Source organism: Geomonas sp. Red276 (assembly GCF_054784495.1).
Map to the genome: position 1 here is coordinate 1 of NZ_BLXW01000012.1, position 18,650 is coordinate 18,650.

Here is an 18,650-nt window from a genome sequence, read left to right on the forward strand (position 1 = left end):
GACTGGAACTGGAAACGATTCTTCACGGCAGCCTCCTCGGATGGAATGTGCCGTGATTATATGAACCACCTACGACGTAATATGTCGCGCTTGTCTTCCAGCGGAAGATTGGCGCTAATCAGGTAGAAAATTTTGTTCAGACTAACCTCGAAACAGCATTTCCAGAAGCGAGAGTGTTTTCACGCGAAATTTTAAATGGACCTGGTGGCAAAAGGGTGACAGATTTGTTAGTGAGAATAGGTGATCAGTTGTACAACATTGAATGTAAATCAAAAATTCCTCGTGCAGGTAGCGCATTCAGGCGACTTGTTGGTCAATTAAAAACATTTTCTGCCCCGTTAGAAGATGCAGCTAAGAATGCAACAGTTCTTGTTTATTCCAACGAATCAGAGGTTGCAGCCACAACTCTTACCAGGATATCTGGTGAATTAGGTTATGAAGTGGGGCCTCAAGTCATGAAAGGAATGGTCGAACTCATAGATTTCATAAGAACATCGCTTTTGATAGGGGGATAAGTTGAAAAAAATTTACTTAAATCACTTGAAAAAAGAATTAAGACATAGAATACCAGATGAACTGACAGGTTTCGAGTTTTTAGCTGTAAAGGTCCCTAGTGCTGACAAACAAAAATCACACCTTAGAACAAATGAACAGATATTTGCTCGAAATTTCAATGATAAGCTTTTACTGTTTTTGTGCATAACCCCTGACATTAAACAGGAAGCATTTTGGTTGGAAATAGGCTGGTCTAACAGAGGCAGGTTTCCTTACGATATAAATTTCCTATTGGCTGATATAGATGAGACCAAATCAGAATTTCAAAAAGATGAGTACGTTTTTAATTACAACTGTTTGTATGCCCTTAAAAAGGATAAGGCGTTGCCTAGCCACTCCACATGGAAAGTCTGGCAATGCTCTGTACCGGTAAACGACCCAACTTACGCTGCGAAATTTATTGCGGAAAGTTTAGCCCCTGTTAGTGAAGAGATGGCAAATCAGATGGTAAATCAGGCAATCAACATGCTTATTGAGGATGTAAAGCGGATTGTACTGCCATATTTTGAGGAGAGGATAGTTCATTTTTTAAAAACAAATTCATGAGCGAGGGGAAGGCGAAGGGGCCAGGCTGAAAGCGCCGGTGAAAGCCGGCAAAGAGTAGGAGGTGTAAGTCCTCTACACGATAACGGTTAGCGACCAGTCGTGGCCCCGAGTCATGCGTCGGCACATCGTGAGGTGGGCGGCGAAGCGTTGACAGGGGGCATGTAGGCTTGGCTATTGAGCTCCGAAATCACCTAATTCGGGTTGCCGACCTTGTAGTCTGGCTGGGAAGGCCGCACGGTTTGACGCGTTAGCGCGAGTGGCAAATCGAGCCCGCGGAGTCAAAGACCCAAAGCATGCATGCAAGCTCTTTGCACGGAAACCGGGAGATCCCGGGAGCGACCGGGTGTGTCCCGCACTCGGTCCGGTCGGGGAAGAGTACATGCTATGATCCCGACATGAACGCGAACGGGAAGTCGGACACGGGGGTAGTATCTGTGAAACGGACGAACGGAGGTGCACAACCGAATGGATTCGGCCAACCACCCGAGGAGTCCGTGGAGAGAAGCGCCGTGGCGAAGGGGAACCTTGGACGGACGCCCATGACCGGCACGCAGGGGCCGGAAGCAGTGTTGAGCGGGCTGGACAGGGTACGAGAGGCAGCAAAGAAGGACTCGAAGCAGCGGTTTACCAATCTGATGCACCACATCACCATCGATCTGTTGAGGGAGTCGTATCACGCGCTCAAGCGGAAGGCTGCTCCCGGCCTCGACGGGGTGACGTGGGAGGAGTATGGGGAGGAACTGGAAGAACGTCTCCCCGATCTTCTTGAACGCATCCGGAGCGGACGCTATCGAACAAGGCCAAGCAAGAGGGTATGGATTCCGAAACCCGATGGCAGCCGACGGCCGATAGGTGTCGCGGCAACGGAGGACAAGGTAGTTCAACAGGCGTTGGTGAGTGTCCTCCAGGCGGTATACGAGGAGGACTTTCTCGGGTTCAGCTACGGATCAAGACCGAAGCGTGGCCCGCATGACGCGCTCGATGCGATCTACGTTGCGATCAGGCGGAAGAAGGTAGGCTGGGTGCTCGATGCGGATGTCAGAAGCTTCTTCGACTCGGTAGATCATGGGGGGGCGCAGGGGGACGTTGTTAAGCAAGTTAAGTAAAAAGAACGAGAGGGCTTTGGTCGGAAGCTCAGCAGTTCTTTGATGTAACGCAAGGTGGCGGAGAAGGGCCTGATTCCTTCGTAGCGCCATGCTCTCTGACAATCAAGCGCAGATAGAGCCTTCACCTGTGGCGGTGGCATGCGTTTTTTCGCAGCAGGGAGGGGAAGGCCACCTGATCCAAACTCCACTAACCATCAGTTACCGCTTGGGCGGAGGTTGTGGTGGAGTCGGCATGGAAACGGCCGTGAAGGTGGGGCGACAAGTCGAGGATCCGCTCCCCTCTGGTGGCCGCCAAGCGGCCAGACGCGACCCCCAACCTGCGGTAGTTGGAAGCGTGGCGGGACGGGAACGATCTGGATGGAAGGGTCTACACTATAACGGCGGTGGTGATCGACCAGGCGGGCAACGTTACCACCAAGACGGCGACCGTGCTGGTGCCTCATGATATGTCACGGTAGGGAGTCACGGTACCTGGATCAAGGAGAGCGGTACCGAAACTTAGGGCTGCCATACGGAAACCGAGGATGGCGATAACGAAACTTAGGGCGGCTGTTGCCAAAATGGGGACAACGATACCGAAACTCAGGACAACGATACCGAAACTCAGGACAGCGATACCGAAACTCAGGACAGCGATACCGAAACTCAGGACAGCGATACCGAAGCTCAGGACGGCGATACCGAAGCTCAGGACGGGGATACCGAAGCTCAGGACGGCGATACCGAAGCTCAGGACGAGAATACTGAAGGTTAGGACGAGGATGCTGAAGGTTAGGACAGCAATACCGAAACTCAGGATGGTTATGCTGAAGCTTAGGATGGCGATAACGAGACGCGGGACGACGATACAGAAACTCATGATGGACACTAGGAGGATTTTTTGGGGGGGAGGGTGGGATGAGGGCGGCAGGAGGAACTGCCACTTCGGTCGAAGAGAGGAGCTATTCAGGAGGACACTGTACCAGCACCCCCCTGAACAGCTCCTTCAACAACTGGTGGATTCGGCGGATCAGGTGATCATGGTGCTCACGACGGCGGACCAGGGTCCAGGGCCATCGGGTCCGAAATGCCTCATACGGAAGAAGGTTTGTCCGGGCGGAATGCCGTCCATCGGCATCGCAAGGGGATCCGAAAAGTTGGACTTATGAAACCAGTCTTCCTCGACGGAGGGGTCCTTCTGATTGATGTGGATCTCGTGGATCAATGCGCTCGGGCAGTTACTGCCGGTCGCCAGCGCCTTGCCCGGGTCTCCAAGGTTGGAGACGCTGAAATCCACCGGTGAGACCAAGGGAAGCCTGACTCTGGCGGGACTTCTACGTTCCTGGGAAATGTTGAATCCGGTGGTCAGAAGGGCGTCGGGGTTCAGGACGCAGGCTGCTTCCAAGCCTGCCGCCAGCTGATCCATGAGCAAGACAAGCTCGTCGCTTATGCTTTCACGCTCGCGGATATCCGTGCGGCTACCATCGAGGGCTGCATGATAGGACAGGTCAAGGGCGTTCACCTTGTAGCTGAACTTTTCCACGAGGGGTTTAAGTGACTCGGGGCAATTGGGATTGTCCGTCATTCCGTGCTGCACCTTCTTGCAGCCATTCAAGAACTTGGTGGGGGTGCGCGTACCTCGGTAGTCCCGCAGTATCCTTCGTCGTATCACGTTGACACCTCCTTCGCTGATTTTTTGCCGCGGCCAGAGGAGTTTCCGGGGAGGCCGGAGGGCCGCATTGGTTAAAGCATATTAATCAGATATCAGCTGCCAGGCGCATGTCAAGTGGTTGGGGGGATAACGGAAGCCAGTGGACGATTCGCCCAGGCTATCTTCCCGCCCCTGGCCCCCTCCCTCCAGGGGAGGGGGAAGCTATTCCCCTATCGGGAAAAGGAAAGGGCGCCGGAGTTAATCGGCGCCCTTTTTTATTGCTGTTTTTTCTTCTCGTCGTCCTTCCCCCGACCGGAGGAGCATGCCGGCGACATTCAGGTCTCTACGCCCAGGCGCGGCAGGATGAAGCGCTGCAGCACCACCCAGAAGACCAGGAACCCGCCCATAAAGAGAAATCCTTCCATGGTTTACCTCCTGCGACCTCTATACCATACATTCCAGTAAAAATATATATGGAAAACCGGACCATCGAGTGGTGACGCGTACCCAAAACTCCCTCACCCCCGCCCCTCTCCCGGAGGGGGAGGGGATAGTTGGCCCTCTCCTTCCGGGAGAGGGTGGCCGAAGGCCGGGTGAGGGAGGTTTTTGCTACCCCACATCCATGCTCCGCTGCGGTATCCCCACCACGCTCATTTCGAGGATCAGGTCCTCCAGGTGGGCGAAGGACTCGGTAAGGGCCCCCGCCGGCTTCTGGATTTCGAGGTACCACTGGCCACCCGGTGTCTGGAGGCCCAATGGAGTGGCGTTAAGGAGCGTGTTCTCGCCGCTCATCTGGACCGGGCGGAGCGACTTGCGGTTTTCCACCCGCCCAAGCAGACAGGAGGCCCGGCCGGACTGGTCGACTTCGACCGATTGCCCCCACCGCTCGTACACCCCTTCCTCCGGCACCCGCACCACCAGCGTCCAGGGAACCGCCCCGCAATCCCCCATCAGCCACGCACCTATTCCCCTCAGGTGGCAGTTGTCGTGCCCCTTGAAAAGCTCGGGAGGGAGCCGGAAGCGCGTGGAGTAGCTCTCCCGCGACTGTTTGAGAACGGCCCAGGCGGTGCGCCCCATGAGCGCGCGTAACGAGATCACCCGGGTGAAGGATTGCTGGTGCTGTTCGTAGCGGGTCAGCCACTCGTTGGCGCTCCTGATCCAGATGGCGAGATTGGTGAGCGATTCGCTCAGCGTTTCCGCCTCGGTCGGCAGCGGGGAATCGAGTTCCTCATGGTCGTAGATCTTTCTCAGCCCCTGTTCGCAGACCCAGGCCCGGTTGACCGTCTCCTCGTAATCGCGGCATAGCCGCTTCAGGGTGAGGTCGCGCTGGTCGTTGAGGGCGAACGGTTGGCCGGGAGCGGATAGTTCCCGCTTCCTTTTGAGGGCTTCGACCTGGAGCTCGAGAGTGGTGAGGGGAGGGGTGGTCTCCGCCTGGTAGGTCTCTTCCGGGGGAGGTTCGGCTGCCGCTTCTTCCCCCCTCTCTTCGGCGGGGGGCTCCTCTTCGGCAGCCTCCACCCCTGAGGGTGCCGCCTCTTCCATGGCGGCGGCCGCTTCGGCCTCGCCCGGCGGCGTTTCCGGTTCGGTAACCCGGTCGATATCGATCTGCTTTTCCTGGATCTTCAGGCCGAGCTGGAACTGGGTCCATGCGTAGTCGAGGGAAGAGTATTCCCTGAATTCGGTGAGGCACCTTTCGATCAGGACCGAGGCTTCGTTGAGCAGGGCTTTCACGTGCCAGTTGCGATACCTGGCCGACAGTACTCTCAGATCCGGATGGTACATCGCCACGTTGCAGGCAGGCTTGCCCATGCTAGGCCCTCCTTTGCCTTTTTATACAAGTTTATCAAAATGAGAAGAATAGCGAAATGAACTACTTCGGCCGGTGTGCGGTCACAGAAAACCCTTGCCGGCCTCTGACAGTATTAAGCTATCACAGCGCGGCAAGGGTTCAAGGAGAGTGAATGAATCTAAGCGTGGGATAATGAGTATGCGGAGGCGGGTTGCGGGCTTTTTTTAGAGATCGCCGGTCATCTCCTGCAAAAGGTAGAGCTTCACGTTCACTTTGCGGACACAGTCGATGATGGCTTTCAGCTGGTCTTCGTCCAGTCCGCATTCTTCCTCGACGCCCTGGAAGTAGTCGTACCCCTTGGGAAGCGGCGTGAGGGCGCCGTCCCTAAGGAGCATGACGTCGACCAGGTCGTTGACCCGTCCCTCGGCCTCCCAGGGGTCCCGGTAGTTGAACTGGCGGGCGACGACGTGCATTGCCATGCCGTTGGGGAAGATCCCCTTGACCTCGAAGGAAAACTCCCTCGGTGCGCTGTAGTTCTCGCTGCGCCCGGAGCGGACCATCACCTCGGCGCCTGCCTCGGTGAGGAGTTCCCCCACCGACTCGGCGGTCATCGGCTTGAATTCGGTTTCCTCGTGGTACATCACACCTCCAATCTCAGTTCGATCCCCCAGGGGACCGGCTTTTCGCCTTTGGCGGTCAAAACCCACAGGGTCGGCCACTCCATCTCCGCGGGGGCTGGTCCCACCCCGTCGGTGAGATATATGACGGCGGCCGGCCGCGGGTGCATGGTTTTGGCGTACTCGAAGACGGGGCGCAGGTCGGTGAAACCTCCCCCGTCGTAGCGCTCGGGGACGAAGGCCGAGCCGGTCAGTGCCTCCACTCTCTGGATGCGGCTGTTGGCGTAGAGGACCGTTATGTGGGCGTCACGGCCGCGGGCGATCTGCACGAGCTCGCGGCCGAAGGCCTCCCGCATCTCGACGATGTCGGTGGAGTCGCTCACGTCGATCCCGACCAACAGGTTCAGCCGGTGGCGCTTCCTGGTCCCCGGCGTGTTGTGGGAGAAGCGGCGGTGCTCCCGCATCCAGGTGCTCTTCTTGCCGATCCTCCCGGCGGTGGCGACGAACTGCCTTAGGATCTGCCGCCAGGGAACCGGGGAGGGGAGCAGAAGCCCGTCCACCACTTCGCGGATCTCGGCCGGTACCTCGCCGTCGCTGCCGCGGAGGCTTTCCATGGTCACCGCCCGGACCATCTCCTCGGCCAGGTTGAGGGGGGTGCTGTCGGCGTCCTCCCATATGCCGTGATCGTCCAGGGTGGTCGCCGCCTCCTCTTTGCCCGAACCCGATGCCCCCCCGCTGTCCTCGAGCGCGTCGCCGAAGCCGCTACCGTCCAGGTTCCCGACGTCGAAAGGGGGGACCAGCGCGTCGTAGTACTCCTCGGCGGCCAGGCCGTCCGGCATCTTGAACTCGGCGGGGTAGGCCGCCCCCTCGGGAAGGCCCGGGGTCGACGGGTTGATGGCGAGATCGCAGGCGACGTCCCAGTCGTGCTGGTTGCGCCCCTTGCGCCGCAGCATGTGGAGATGGAGGAGGTGCTTGACCAGGTGCTCCAGCAGCGCGTGCTGCTCGGTCGCGGCCAGCAGCCGGAAGGCCGCCGGGTCGACCGCCAGGGTCGGGATTCCGTTTCTGATGGTGACCCCGGCCGGCTTGCCGTCCAGCCTGCGCTCCTCACGGCGGAGGTTCAGCAGGAAGTGCCCGTAGAAGGGCCGCTCCCGTAAAAGGCGCACCACCGCGTTCTCGAGTGTTGCCCCCTGGTGCCCATCCCGCGACTCCGCTTTCTCAGCTTCACTCCCCTTTGGAAAAGGAGGGGAGGGGGGGAGTTCTTCTTTTTTCGCCGCCATTCCCATGGATCAGTACGCCTCTTTCCTGATCGCCTGGACGGCGTCGAACACCACGCTGTCGTACTTGTCCTGGACGAGGGCGAGGGCTACTTCGGGGATTTTCAGGAGGGTTTTGACGAATCCGAAGCAGAGGTCGCGGGGGAGTACGGAGATGTAGGCGACGAGATTCTCCTCCTGCTCCGCCTCCAGCATCGGCGATGCCTTCAGGGTGGCCGTCAGGTCGTTGATGGTGGCGGCCTGCTGGTCGTCACGCTGGGCGCGCGCCTGATCGGCCACCGCGGTCCAATCGTTCAAGACCTGCTGCGCGGTGATCGGGCGCCCCTGCCGGTCGGAGAGCCAGCGCATGAAGGTGATGGCCGCTTCCTTCCCTATGATGCCGGCGTACACCTCCATCTCCAGTTCGCGCGGCAGGCGGCAGTTTTTTCTCACCGTGCTGACCATCTCCCAGCCGCGCTCGGTCGGCTCCACCTGGAGATCCATCGGCATCCCCTGCTTGGCCAGCATTCCGGTGTTACCGGCCAGAAACTGCCTGACGTCCCCGGAAAGATCGCGCTTCGCCGCGTAGTTCGACCAGCAGTTGAAGTCGCTTTCCACATAGATCATCACCATCCGGTCGATGAGCGCCCGGTCCAGGGTGGCCACCTGGTAGCTCCCGTCGGGCGGATTGATGCTGACCACCACCTTGTGCTTTCTGGAGAGATGATGGGTGTGGAGCGAGCGGAACATCCCCTCGGAGGGGGGCTCGACGAACTGGAAGATCGCCTGCAGGGTGTCCTCCTGCTGTGCGCGGTTCAGTTCGTCGCAGTGGATGACGGTCTCGGGGGAGTCCTCGTCGGGAAGCCAGGAAGGGCGGGACCACTGCATGATGTCGCCGTTTCGGAAAGGAATGCCGACCAGGTCGCCGACCTCCATCTGTCCCAGCCGAAGCGAGACGTAGCGCCTGCCGAGGTCGCGGCAGGCCTGGACGATGCCGGCCGTCTTACCCACCCCGCGATGACCGACCACACACGGGGTGAGGTCGGTCTTGGATATGATCTCCTTTACCACCAGTTTCATCTGTTCGACGTTCACGTTCTTCTTATCCTCCGAAGACGCCATCGCAATCAAGGGCGCTTTCATAGATGTAATATGCCATGCCGCCACCCAACGAGGTGTAAGGGGCGGTGGTGCACTGGCAGAGCAGGGACATATTACACGAGAATCCGGAAACAGTGAACAGTAAAAGACAATTTTTATCCGCTTTGCACGGGTTGGACAGGAAGGAATGTGTGGTAATATTAGGCAGTGTTTTCAATACTCCCAGGGAGGAAATGGGCTATGAGCCATGATAGAGAGTGCAGCTGTGAATCGTCCGATGTTGCGAAGATCATCGTGGGTGGCCTGATCGGTGCCGGTATCGCCCTCCTGCTTGCCCCCCAGGCAGGGAAGAAGACCAGGAAGTACCTGGCGGATTACGCCAAGAACCTCGGCGGCAAAGCTAACGAGGCGTGCAATGAGTTCGCCGACTCTCTGACCGACTTCGTCGACAATGCTGGTGAGCGTGCAGCCGAGATTCTTCATGAGGGTGGGAATCTCACCCAGGAATCGAAGAAGGCGCTGTTACGCGCGCTTGAAAAGGGACAGGAGATTCTCGAAAAACAGAGGAAACACCTGGAATCGATGCTCGACTGACCCGTTTCTTCATGACCCCTCCGCTTCTCCGAGATCCCCCGCATCTCCCTCTTCCGTGAGGGTGGGCGGGGGATCCTGGTATCTGCACCGACCGCACCCCGTCATATATGGCGGTAACGTCACTCTTGACGGTTTCCGCCACCAACTCCGTACCAATCCGGCCCCCCTTTTCCCCTCATAACCCGTAAAAGCGCACCCTTCCATCTCTCAGCCCCAGATTCCTTCTCTGGCACGTTAGTTGCCGGTTCCACCGATGGGAAGCTGCCGTTTGTGCGTCCCGTAGGGCAGCTCGTTGCATGAGGAGGCACCTCTGGGGAAAGGAATCCGGAATATGAAAAAATCGTCTAACATGCCGGCGCTGATACTGTTTACGGTCATAATCATGCTCCCCGGCATACTCCTTCCCGACGGCCCCCATCGCGGCGGGGGATACCGGGATGGGGGCCCAAGGCATGGGGAGGGATACCGCCGTTGAGGGGGAACGACGTTGGCCCGCAGCCAGCACGTACCGCAGGACTGTCAGTCACACACATGCAAAGGAGAGGGAAATGCGAATGGCTAAGGAAATGAGAGTATCACCGTTTCTGATCGCAGCCGCCTTCCTGGCGGCCATGTCGGGTTGCGCCAATTACGAGGTGAACAACAAGCGCGGCGGCGTCCCGGGACACTTCATCCGCACCGAGATGCAGGAGTCTGACAGAGCGTTGGATGCCGCCCGCCAGGCCGGGAAGGACAAGATCTGCCCCGCCGAGTACAAGGCCGCCGAAGACGCCAGGAAACACGCCTACGACGTGTACAGGGCCTGCTTGACCGATGAGGGGACAGCCCTGGCCAAACAGGCCACCGCAATGGCGAACGCCCTGTGTCCCGTTCATCCTGCCGCCGAGGCGCAGGTCCCGCCCGCGGCGGCGGTCGCCCCCGTACTGATCCCCGCCACCGAACCGACCCGGGAGATGATGAAATACTGCATCACCCTTGGTATCGAGTACGACATCAACCGGGCCGACATCCGCCCCCAATACCGGGACGAGGTCGCCAAGGTCGGTGATTTCATGACGAAATACCCCTCCACCACCGCCGTGATCGAAGGATATACCGATGAGGTCGGCAGCGATGAGGCCAACAGGATCCTATCCCAGCGCCGCGCTGAGACCGTGGTGAAGACGCTGGTGGATGAATTCGGCATCGCCCCCTCCCGCCTGTCGGCCAAGGGGTACGGCAAGGCAGGGGCCGTGGCAGACAACGCGACCGACGCAGGCCGCCAGAAAAACAGGCGCATCAATGCCATCATCGACTGCGCCCTAGATATCAAGGAAATCTCCCCGCCACCCGAGCGGCTCTGCATTTCCCTGAAGGTGGAATTCGCCACCGATAGTGCCGAGATCGATCCCCGCTATTTCAGTGAAGTGGACAAGGTCGGAGAGTACATGCAAAAGTATCCGACCACCACCGCCGTCATCGAGGGACACACCGACGACCGGGGCGACGCTGAGTATAACCGGCGGCTTTCCCTGCAGCGCGCCGAGAGCGTGGTGAAATACCTGAAGCAACGATTCGCTATCGAAGGCTCCCGTCTCTCGGCCAAGGGGTACGGTTCCACCCGGCGCATCGCCTACAACAACACCCCGGAAGGTAGACAGCAGAACCGGAGAATCAATGCCGTCATCGACTGCGTGACCGGGCGGTAGACAGCAGCGTGCCAAACGCCTTCTGACGCAGGATAAATCAAAGGGGGAGGCAGCCTGTACGGGCCGCCTCCCCCTTGTTGCCGAATCACTTGCCGAAGCTTTAGTACTTTTCCCGGTGGTAGAGCGAGAGGTCCTTCCCTCCTATTTCACCGTCTGATCGTTTTCACAGACTCCACGCCCTTCACCCGACGGGCAACCTCTCCCGGCTTGACGACGTTCTCCTGCCAATCGACAAAACCGCTTAACTGAACCACCGCCTTGTAGGTCTTTACATTGATCTGCGGCATTTTCAGCATTATCCCCAGACGTAGCTACTTCTGCTTGGCATACAGTTCCGCCTTGATGGCATCCAAAGCGACTAGCACCGGACCTAGGGACATCTTTAAGGCATCCCTGTCTTGGATGGATTTCTTTGCCACGGGATCTATGGCTTGAATCCCGCTAGGCGTCAGATCGTTGGAAAGAAATATCTGAATCTGCTTCAGATCGCTCAGGTAGGCGAGATAGGCACGTTGGACACCGGCGCCCGCCGCCGGTACCTGTGCGTAGGTGTCGGCCAGTTTGATGCGGCGCTCGTCGCTCAGTTCGCGGATCTCGGGATTGGTGTAGGTGTCTCCCTGCTTTTCCCACTCCGCGAAATACTCGGTATTGCGGGCCTTCATTTCCTCCATGTGTTTGATCACCTGCTTGCCTTTGTCGTCCAGCTTGCCCAGATCCTTGGTAAAGGTATCGAACGATTCCTTCAGATTGGGATTGCCGGCCGCCACCAACGCGTCCAGTGAGGCACCGGACACGTCGATCTTTACGATCAGCTCCCTGATGTCGGTGTCCACCTGCTGAATCGAGTTGGAGGCTTTCACCGACCGATCCATGCCGGTTGTTGCACATCCGCTCACCAACGTGGCCGCAGCAAGCAGGAGTGTGCCGAAACAAATTACCTTGTTGGTTCTGAAATTCATGACTGTCTCCTTAAGTTAGGCGCGAGTGGCAATGACCGGCGTTGCGTGTTCATCATAGGTGTGACAGCAAATGTTCTGCCAATGTCCGAACGGCGGTCGGCTCCGGCAACCCCTCATTGAAAACAAGGGATTAGGCCTGCTGAATGGCGGCCGGCACGGCGGCTGGATGGCTGCATCCCGCCATATTTAATAGAACCTCGATATGCGAAGGCTCCTGATGCCGGGCACCAAGAGGGGGCGGTAATGGTGAGGCGGCAACGTCGTCTGGTGAGTGCGTTGAACCCGCGCCTGACGCGGTGTGCCGCCTTCCGTCATATATGGCGGTTATGCGAAAAATGACGGATTCGGCTCACCGCTTCCGGCTCTGCCGCATGGGTCCCCGCCGCATTTCCCCATTACTTTCAACTCTTGTCCGTCGAGCGGCTGCAGGTTTTCTTTGGCACACAAGTTGCCGTTTATGAAAGGGAGGCCACCAGGGTGAAACAGGTCACCGTTGCCGCACGTCTCGCGATACTGAGGCGGTTTGGAGGGGCACTCTACATGGGCACCGTCAACCATACGCCGGATAACGGCCTGTCGCACGGTAGGTAGCGGCCCGGCAGAGCGGCGTCGCAGCTTTGGACGAAAGCCCTCTTGGTAAGAGAGGTGCATGGGGCCGGCGGCCATCGTCCGCTGTTGAAGTTGTCCCCCGGTGCCCCGTACGTTACTTGAACCGGTTCTCGGTGCAGGGGGGAAAGCTTATGAGGCGGATGACCATCTTCCTTGCTTTAGTCTTTTGTTGCACGCTATGCGCAGCCGTGCAGGCGCAACGCCCGGACCCGCTCGCGGAGCTGAAACGATTCGGCGATTTTCCCCGGATCGATACCAAACGGCTATTGGAAGGGGAGATCCTCACCCAGCGCGGCCCCTTGATGAAATTTCCCAACGGCATCTCCTCGCAGCTCTGCTTCGCCGTGCCGCTGTCTCCGGCGGAGACGGTCAAACAGCTCCAGAGCTGGGATTCGAAGCGTTATGCCGCTCTTAAGGTGTACGTCTCGCAAGACCTGAGCGACCCGGTGGCGCCGGATGCCTTCAACAGCCTTTCCCTCTACCTCGATCTCCGCAATGCTCCCGTCCGGTGGCTTTTGGACCAGACCCTGGCCACCACGGCCCGCCATTCCGACCTGAATCTCACCCAGATCTAGGCGCTGGAACTGGCCCGCTGCGCCGGCAAAGATGCCGGTGCGAAAAACATCGGCTCCTGCTGGGGCAAACTGTTGTTCGCCCGGGCCTCGGCCTTCCAGCGCCACGGCTTCGCCAGTACGCTCCCCTACGAATTCGACGTGGAAACCATCGACCCGGCCTCGCACATTAGGTCCCTGTTACAGGAACAGGAACCGATCGCCCGCGAGTTCACCCCTTTGCTGCAGAGTGCCGGCCTGATGGCCGGGAGCAACCCAAACTCGCCGTTCAAACCTACCTACTACTGTAGGCTTTACCAGGCGGACCATCACGCCACCGTAAGCCTGGGAGCCGTGTACCTGCGGGCGGTGGGCGACCGTTACCAACAGCTGGACCTCGAATACTACGTCAGCGGCACCTACTATGCCTCCGCCACCCTCTACGAAATCTGGCCGATCCGAGACGGGAGGCGAACCGGTTCCCTGGTCTGGTGCGACGTGCTCTGCTCGGCCCCGGTGCTCCGGTTCGGGTCTGGTATCGAGCGCCTGGCATCCGGCGTCATACTGACCCTGGAATTCAAGAAATTTGTCCGCTGCTTTCAGGACAGTATAAAGACCGCGGGGACGCTGCCTGCGCCGGCGGCAAGGTGATTGACATGAGACGCGACTTTTTACCCGCCGTCCTTGCGGCACTACTGCTGATGGCACTACTGGAGGGGCCGGGCGGTGCCGCGGCCGGCGAAGCGCCCCCCCTGTTCCAGGAATTAGATGTCACCCTGGGCTACGCGGGACGGTCCGCCACTCGGCTGGGCCCCGGAAGTGAACTAAGCGGTGGCCTCCGATACGTCGTCTCGCCGCAGGTGTCCAGAGACCTCTTGCTGCGCTTCGGCGCCGGGTGGCAGAGCTTTTCGTTTCCAGCCCCACGCTCCTCCACGGCGGCGCCCGCTACCCTGCAACAGGCCAATGCCGTTATCGGGTTCGACTATCAACTGGCCGAGCAGTGGCTCATGCGTGCGGAAACCCAGCCGGGCGTGTACGGAGACCGGGTACGGTTCGACGGACGGCGCTTTGACGCACCGTTGCTCGTGGGGGTGGTCTACCTGATCGATGCCGATCTGCAGTGGTTCTTCGGCCTGCGCGCCGACTTTAAGAGCCAGTATCCCGTGTTTCCGGCCGCCGGGGTCCGCTGGCAGTTCGCCGACCTGTGGACCTTGAACCTGATGATGCCCGATACCCGCCTGCAATACGACGTGAGCAGCAGGCTGCAAGCCTACCTCGGCGCAGGGGTGTCGGCGGGGACTTATGTGGTCGGCGATCATTACGGCGACGACCGCGGCAACCCGAAGTTGAACCACGCCACCCTCGACTTCACCGAGCTTCGCCTGGGTCCCGGGGTCTCGTGGAAACCCCGGGCTCACAGCAAACTGGCAGACCACGCAGCCAAACTGGTGATCGCCAATGCCGACCTGGAAGGATTCAACGCCACTGTTTTTCACGACCTTTGCACCCCCTTGACGACGATCAGCGGTTACTGCCAGGTAATTAAAGAGCTCGCCAAAGACCGGCTCGACATGCAGTGCCTTGGGTATCTCGAGGAAATCTATGACGGCACGCTGAGAATGAAACGGCTCATCGCCTCGCTGCTCGCCTTTTCCCAGGCAGCCCGTGTCGACCTGCACACCGAAAAATTCGATCTCAGCGCGATGGCGGAAACGATCGCCGATGGGTTGCAAAAGGGAGCACCCGGCAGACGGGCCACCTTCCGGATAGCCAAGGGGATAACGGGGACGGGGGACGCCGGACTCTGGCGGCTCGCTTTGGAAAACCTCATCGGCAACGCCTGGAAGTATTCCGCCCATCTGGAGGAGACGGCCATCACCATTGGCACCATCGGCATCCACGGGGAACGGGTCTGCTTCGTAAGGGACAACGGGCCGGGATTCGACATGACCCATGCCGACAGGCTGTTTGCCCCCTTTCAGCGCCTCCCCGGCGAAGAAGTCGAGGGGCACGGGGTTGGACTGGCCACCCTGGAGCGCATCGTCAGGCGTCATGGGGGGAAGGTCTGGGCGGAAAGCAAAACGGGGGAGGGGGCTACCTTCTACTTCACCCTGGAGTGAAGGCGGCCTGGCGGCCAAAGGAAACGGCAGCCGGCAGCGCCAGGTGCTTCCGAAGCGTTGCTCGCTGCCGCCATTCGATCAAAGTCATGAAAAGGCTCCTTTCTCGCGGTGCCTCCCCGCCGCCGTGATGGGGATCTAGAGTACCTTGCGCCCCTGAATGACGCGCACGAGCAATACGATGATGGCGACTACCAGCAGGATGTGGATAAGGCCCCCCATGGTATACGATGTGACGACACCAACAAGCCATAGCACTATGAGTATTGCGCAGATTGTCCAGAGCATGATGACTCTCCTTGCTGTCACGAGGTTGTTTGCTGCCCGTTATGGATTCATCTCGAGTAAAGGCAACTAACGTGCCGGAGAACCACGGAAGGCAGGGTGCTCTTAACGTTCGGATTGCACTGGCCAAACGAGGCTGCGGCGGCCGCCGGTGATGGCGGCCGCCGCAAGAGGAGGCCGCCATCCTTGACATAACTGCCAAATACGGCGGCTGCGGTGGTGGGGGGCGGGAGCTGGGGGGGGAACCTACGGCCTTTGGGCCTCCGGCAGGCCTTTGAGCCGGGCGTTTTCTTTGCGCAGTTCGGCCTCGGTATGCTTGGAGGCGGTGATGTTGGTAAAGGTGATCACCACGCCGCCGATCACGTCCTCCCCGGTGCGGTAGGGCATGATGCGCACGGTAAACCAGCGCCCGCCCGAGGCGGCTATCTCCCTTTCCGAGAAGACCAGCCTGTTCAGCACCTCCCGTGCCTCATCGATCATGTCCGGGTACTCCAGGTCGTTGGCGATGTCGGACAACGGCCGTCCGACATCGCCGGGGATCAGCTTGAAGAGCCTGTTGGCCCCGGGAGTGAAGCGCCGGATATGAAGGTCGTTGTCCAGGAACACGGTGACAATCTCGGTGCTGTTCAGCAGGTTCTTCATGTCATCGTTGATGCGCGCGAGCTCGTCCATCTTGGCCTGCTGCTCGGCATTCACCGTCTGCAGTTCCTCGTTGAGGGACTGCATCTCCTCCCGAGAGGTGGTCAGTTCCTCGTTGGTGGACTGCAACTCCTCGTTGGCGGACTGTAACTCCTCGTTGGTGGATTTGAGCTCCTCCTGGGAGGATTGCATCTCTTCGCGGGTGGTTTGCAGCGCTTCCCGTAACTGGCGGAGTTCCTGCTCGAGTTCCTGCACTCGGGCACTGTCCGAGGCGTCCGGGTTTCCCCTTCTGTGTACCCTCTTCTTCCCCGGCGGGGGGGCTTCGGTGAAGACGATCAGCACCAGGCCACATAACTGCTCCGGCTCCTGGATCGGCTGGACGGCGATGTCGACGGTTTGGATGGTTGCGCCATCCCCGACCTTGAGCCCTTTTACGGTGATGGCATCTTTGGTCTGAAGCGCCTTTTGAAATGCGCCGGCCAATTCGAAGCGGAGCCCCACCCGGGCCATGGCGAAAATGTTCCAGTTGGCTTTCCCGGCCGCGGGCTCAAGATACTTGCCGGTGCGCCCATTGATGAACAGTATGTCACCCCGGTCGTTGACCAGGACAGCGGGTGGAGAGAACTGTTGCAATAGCAGTTGTTCCGCCAGCAACTGAAGGTTTGCCGCGGTTTTCGGCATGGGTGGCTCCTTGAAGATGCCCGGCATGGGAGAGACAAATGATGGCGGAAAGACCACCTGGTCGGACGGCCCAACGGGTTGGCGCCGCTTGAACAGTCTCGACTTGAGGTTCAGAGGGAGGAAAAAGTCGGTAAAACCGTTGATGGACTCGGCACTTCCTAAAAAGAGGATCCCCCCGGGAGCCAGGCTGTAATGAAACAGCGGGAGTAATTTTTTCTGCAGTTCGGGCGTCAGGTAGATCAGCAGGTTGCGGCAGATCAGCACGTCGAGCTTCGTGAACGGGGGATCCATGATCACGTTCTGGGTGGCGAAGGTCACCATTTCCCGGATCTCCTTGCCGACCCGGTACCCCTTATCATCCTTGACGAAGAACCGCTGAAGCCGCTCGGACGAAACGTCGGCGGCGATTTCGGCAGGATAGAGACCCTGCCGGGCCTTGTCTATCGCGTCAGGGTCCAGGTCGGTGGCGAAAATCTGCACCGTGAAGTTCTGGGCCGAGGGGTGGCGGCCCAGCGCCTCCCGCAGGGAAATGGCCAGCGAATACGCCTCCTCGCCGGTCGAACACCCCGCGGACCAGCCGCGCAGCGACCCTCCCGCCGGCCGGTTCGCCAGCAGCGCCGGGATGGCCTCCTCCAGCAGGTGTTCCCAGGCGAGCGGATCGCGGAAAAAACTGGTCACCCCGATCAGCAGTTCCCTGAAGAGCAGCTCCACCTCCTGCGAGTTTTCCTGCAGGTAGCGGACGTAATCGGCGATCTTGGCGAGCTGGTGAATACCCATGCGCCGCTCGATCCGCCGGTAGACGGTGTTCTTCTTGTACATCGAAAAGTCCTGGCCGGTCTTGGAGCGAAGGAGAATGAGGATCTTCTCCAGGGCACTTTGATCCTTTTCTCCCAGGGGCATGGCGTCCCGGCCGGCAATGATCGGGTGGCGCAGATAGTCGGCGATTTTGCCGGCCAACTCCTCCGCCGGGGCCACCAGGTCGGCCAGACCCGCATCGATGGCGCTTCTCGGCATGCTGTCGAACTTGGCCGTGGCGGGATCCTGTGCCAGCGTCAACCCCGCCTTCTCCTTGATGGCCCGCATCCCCATGGTGCCGTCAGAACCCATGCCGGAGAGGATGACTCCGATACCGTATTCCTGGCGGTCCTCGGCCAGGGAGCGCAGAAACAGATCGATGGGGAGCCTGAGGCCGCGTGGGGCGGTTGGCTCGAACAGGTGCAGCACCCCGTGAAGGATGGACATGTCCTTATTGGGGGGGATTACGTAGACGCAGTTGGGCTTGACGCGGGTCCGGTCCCTGGCCTGGGAGACTGGCATGGCGGTGGTGCGCTGCAGCAGTTCGGGCATGATCCCCTTGTGGGTAGGGTCCAGATGCTGGATGATGACGAAGGCCATGCCGGAGTTCCTCGGGACCCGCCCCAGAAACTGCTCCAGCGCCTCCAACCCGCCGGCCGAGGCGCCGATGCCGACAATGGGAAAGGGGGCCTTCTGCCGCAACGACGCCTCTTTGGGGCGGGAATCTTCTCCGTTTTGTCCATCCGTCCGTGCTGTCGGTTTTTTCATAAGCGCAAATATAGCAGCATTTAAATGAATGCGCCAAAATTATTAGCCCGGCACGGGGCGCCCCCCCCCTGGCCGCGACGCATGGTCCTACCTTCCTCGCTCCTCACTCCCCGCCTGGCACCATCACGGCCCCCTCGTCTCCCGTCAAATATGGCAGTTTCGCCATGGGTGATGGACCCTGCCGGCCGCTGAGCGCCACTGCCTTACTCTGCTTCGCCCATTTCCGGAAGGGATTCTCGCCGTTGCCCCTGCGGCAGTGGCGGCAGGCCAATGGCACGCAACCTGCTGTCGTATTTTGGGGTCCTCCGGATCCTCCGGCCACCCGTGCCGGGTGCGGAGGAATCAGGTGCGGTCCAGGAAACTGGGCGGT

17 protein-coding genes and 1 pseudogene are annotated in these 18,650 nt (G+C 59.6%); 8 read left to right on the top strand and 10 right to left on the bottom strand.

From position 1 onward, the window contains the following. The first annotated feature begins 248 nt into the window (after positions 1-248). The 3 genes from ACYVL5_RS10110 to ACYVL5_RS10120 all read left to right on the top strand — a co-directional run bounded on the left by ACYVL5_RS10110 (position 249) and on the right by ACYVL5_RS10120 (position 2,207). Complete coding sequence (locus tag ACYVL5_RS10110; RefSeq protein WP_460595445.1) at positions 249-515, top strand: hypothetical protein; 267 nt, start codon at positions 249-251, stop codon at positions 513-515. Position 516: 1 nt separating this feature from the next. Beyond that, the gene (locus tag ACYVL5_RS10115; protein ID WP_460595446.1) at positions 517-1,101 is read left to right on the top strand and encodes a hypothetical protein; all 585 of its coding nucleotides are present in this window, start codon (positions 517-519) and stop codon (positions 1,099-1,101) included. Between the two features lie 395 nt (positions 1,102-1,496). Then, positions 1,497-2,207, top strand: coding sequence for a reverse transcriptase domain-containing protein (locus ACYVL5_RS10120; protein ID WP_460595447.1), 711 nt, complete (start codon positions 1,497-1,499; stop codon positions 2,205-2,207). A 439-nt stretch (positions 2,208-2,646) separates the two neighbouring features. Here the strand turns inward: ACYVL5_RS10120 and ACYVL5_RS10125 are convergent, their stop codons facing one another. From ACYVL5_RS10125 to ACYVL5_RS10150, 6 genes and pseudogenes are all read right to left on the bottom strand, one after another. Beyond that, positions 2,647-3,066: a hypothetical protein gene (locus tag ACYVL5_RS10125; RefSeq protein WP_460595448.1), complete on the bottom strand. Its 420-nt coding sequence runs from the start codon at positions 3,064-3,066 to the stop codon at positions 2,647-2,649. Positions 3,067-3,216: 150 nt separating this feature from the next. Further along, the gene (locus tag ACYVL5_RS10130; protein ID WP_460595449.1) at positions 3,217-3,858 is read right to left on the bottom strand and encodes a hypothetical protein; all 642 of its coding nucleotides are present in this window, start codon (positions 3,856-3,858) and stop codon (positions 3,217-3,219) included. Between the two features lie 588 nt (positions 3,859-4,446). Further along, positions 4,447-5,643, bottom strand: coding sequence for a hypothetical protein (locus ACYVL5_RS10135; protein WP_460595450.1), 1,197 nt, complete (start codon positions 5,641-5,643; stop codon positions 4,447-4,449). Positions 5,644-5,847: 204 nt separating this feature from the next. Next, a complete protein-coding gene (locus ACYVL5_RS10140; protein WP_460595451.1) occupies positions 5,848-6,264 on the bottom strand; it encodes a hypothetical protein in 417 nt (138 codons plus the stop codon). Continuing rightward, a pseudogene (locus ACYVL5_RS10145) lies at positions 6,264-7,418 on the bottom strand (vWA domain-containing protein); the annotation flags it as partial. The gene ACYVL5_RS10140 and the pseudogene ACYVL5_RS10145, both read right to left, overlap by 1 nt. Positions 7,419-7,526: 108 nt before the next feature. Beyond that, positions 7,527-8,588, bottom strand: coding sequence for a hypothetical protein (locus tag ACYVL5_RS10150; RefSeq protein ID WP_460595452.1), 1,062 nt, complete (start codon positions 8,586-8,588; stop codon positions 7,527-7,529). Positions 8,589-8,834: 246 nt separating this feature from the next. Here ACYVL5_RS10150 and ACYVL5_RS10155 point away from each other — a divergent pair, with 246 nt between their 5' ends. Together ACYVL5_RS10155 and ACYVL5_RS10160 are read left to right on the top strand one after the other, a co-directional pair. Further along, on the top strand, positions 8,835-9,188 hold the full coding sequence (locus ACYVL5_RS10155; RefSeq protein ID WP_460595453.1) for a YtxH domain-containing protein: 354 nt from the start codon (positions 8,835-8,837) through the stop codon (positions 9,186-9,188). Positions 9,189-9,736: 548 nt separating this feature from the next. After that, positions 9,737-10,876, top strand: coding sequence for an OmpA family protein (locus ACYVL5_RS10160; protein ID WP_460595454.1), 1,140 nt, complete (start codon positions 9,737-9,739; stop codon positions 10,874-10,876). Positions 10,877-11,022: 146 nt separating this feature from the next. Here ACYVL5_RS10160 and ACYVL5_RS10165 read toward each other — a convergent pair whose 3' ends face one another. Together ACYVL5_RS10165 and ACYVL5_RS10170 are read right to left on the bottom strand one after the other, a co-directional pair. After that, complete coding sequence (locus ACYVL5_RS10165) at positions 11,023-11,163, bottom strand: BON domain-containing protein (RefSeq protein WP_460595455.1); 141 nt, start codon at positions 11,161-11,163, stop codon at positions 11,023-11,025. 24 nt (positions 11,164-11,187) lie between these two features. Further along, complete coding sequence (locus ACYVL5_RS10170; protein WP_460595456.1) at positions 11,188-11,835, bottom strand: DUF2959 family protein; 648 nt, start codon at positions 11,833-11,835, stop codon at positions 11,188-11,190. 740 nt (positions 11,836-12,575) lie between these two features. Here ACYVL5_RS10170 and ACYVL5_RS10175 point away from each other — a divergent pair. The 3 genes from ACYVL5_RS10175 (at position 12,576) to ACYVL5_RS10185 (ending at position 15,115) form a co-directional block, all read left to right on the top strand. After that, on the top strand, positions 12,576-13,019 hold the full coding sequence (locus ACYVL5_RS10175) for a hypothetical protein (protein WP_460595457.1): 444 nt from the start codon (positions 12,576-12,578) through the stop codon (positions 13,017-13,019). A gap of 72 nt (positions 13,020-13,091) precedes the next feature. After that, on the top strand, positions 13,092-13,646 hold the full coding sequence (locus tag ACYVL5_RS10180; RefSeq protein ID WP_460595458.1) for a hypothetical protein: 555 nt from the start codon (positions 13,092-13,094) through the stop codon (positions 13,644-13,646). Between the two features lie 224 nt (positions 13,647-13,870). Continuing rightward, the gene (locus tag ACYVL5_RS10185) at positions 13,871-15,115 is read left to right on the top strand and encodes a sensor histidine kinase (RefSeq protein ID WP_460595459.1); all 1,245 of its coding nucleotides are present in this window, start codon (positions 13,871-13,873) and stop codon (positions 15,113-15,115) included. Between the two features lie 135 nt (positions 15,116-15,250). Here ACYVL5_RS10185 and ACYVL5_RS10190 read toward each other — a convergent pair whose 3' ends face one another. Continuing rightward, positions 15,251-15,400 (bottom strand): lmo0937 family membrane protein, encoded by a 150-nt coding sequence (locus ACYVL5_RS10190; protein WP_460595460.1) that lies wholly within the window; start codon positions 15,398-15,400, stop codon positions 15,251-15,253. Between the two features lie 243 nt (positions 15,401-15,643). Beyond that, on the bottom strand, positions 15,644-18,214 hold the full coding sequence (locus ACYVL5_RS10195; RefSeq protein WP_460595461.1) for a chemotaxis protein CheB: 2,571 nt from the start codon (positions 18,212-18,214) through the stop codon (positions 15,644-15,646). Between the last annotated feature and the right edge of the window lie 436 nt (positions 18,215-18,650).

Bases quoted from the DNA above. Each gene is read 5' to 3' on its own strand.
- ACYVL5_RS10120 (WP_460595447.1), top strand. From the start codon at position 1,497: ATGAACGCGAACGGGAAGTCGGACACGGGGGTAGTATCTGTGAAACGG.
- ACYVL5_RS10155 (WP_460595453.1), top strand. From the start codon at position 8,835: ATGAGCCATGATAGAGAGTGCAGCTGTGAATCGTCCGATGTTGCGAAG.
- ACYVL5_RS10135 (WP_460595450.1), bottom strand. From the start codon at position 5,643: ATGGGCAAGCCTGCCTGCAACGTGGCGATGTACCATCCGGATCTGAGA.
- ACYVL5_RS10170 (WP_460595456.1), bottom strand. From the start codon at position 11,835: ATGAATTTCAGAACCAACAAGGTAATTTGTTTCGGCACACTCCTGCTT.
- ACYVL5_RS10140 (WP_460595451.1), bottom strand. From the start codon at position 6,264: ATGTACCACGAGGAAACCGAATTCAAGCCGATGACCGCCGAGTCGGTG.
- ACYVL5_RS10125 (WP_460595448.1), bottom strand. From the start codon at position 3,066: ATGAGTTTCTGTATCGTCGTCCCGCGTCTCGTTATCGCCATCCTAAGC.
- ACYVL5_RS10175 (WP_460595457.1), top strand. From the start codon at position 12,576: ATGAGGCGGATGACCATCTTCCTTGCTTTAGTCTTTTGTTGCACGCTA.
- ACYVL5_RS10165 (WP_460595455.1), bottom strand. From the start codon at position 11,163: ATGCCGCAGATCAATGTAAAGACCTACAAGGCGGTGGTTCAGTTAAGC.
- ACYVL5_RS10160 (WP_460595454.1), top strand. From the start codon at position 9,737: ATGCGAATGGCTAAGGAAATGAGAGTATCACCGTTTCTGATCGCAGCC.
- ACYVL5_RS10190 (WP_460595460.1), bottom strand. From the start codon at position 15,400: ATGCTCTGGACAATCTGCGCAATACTCATAGTGCTATGGCTTGTTGGT.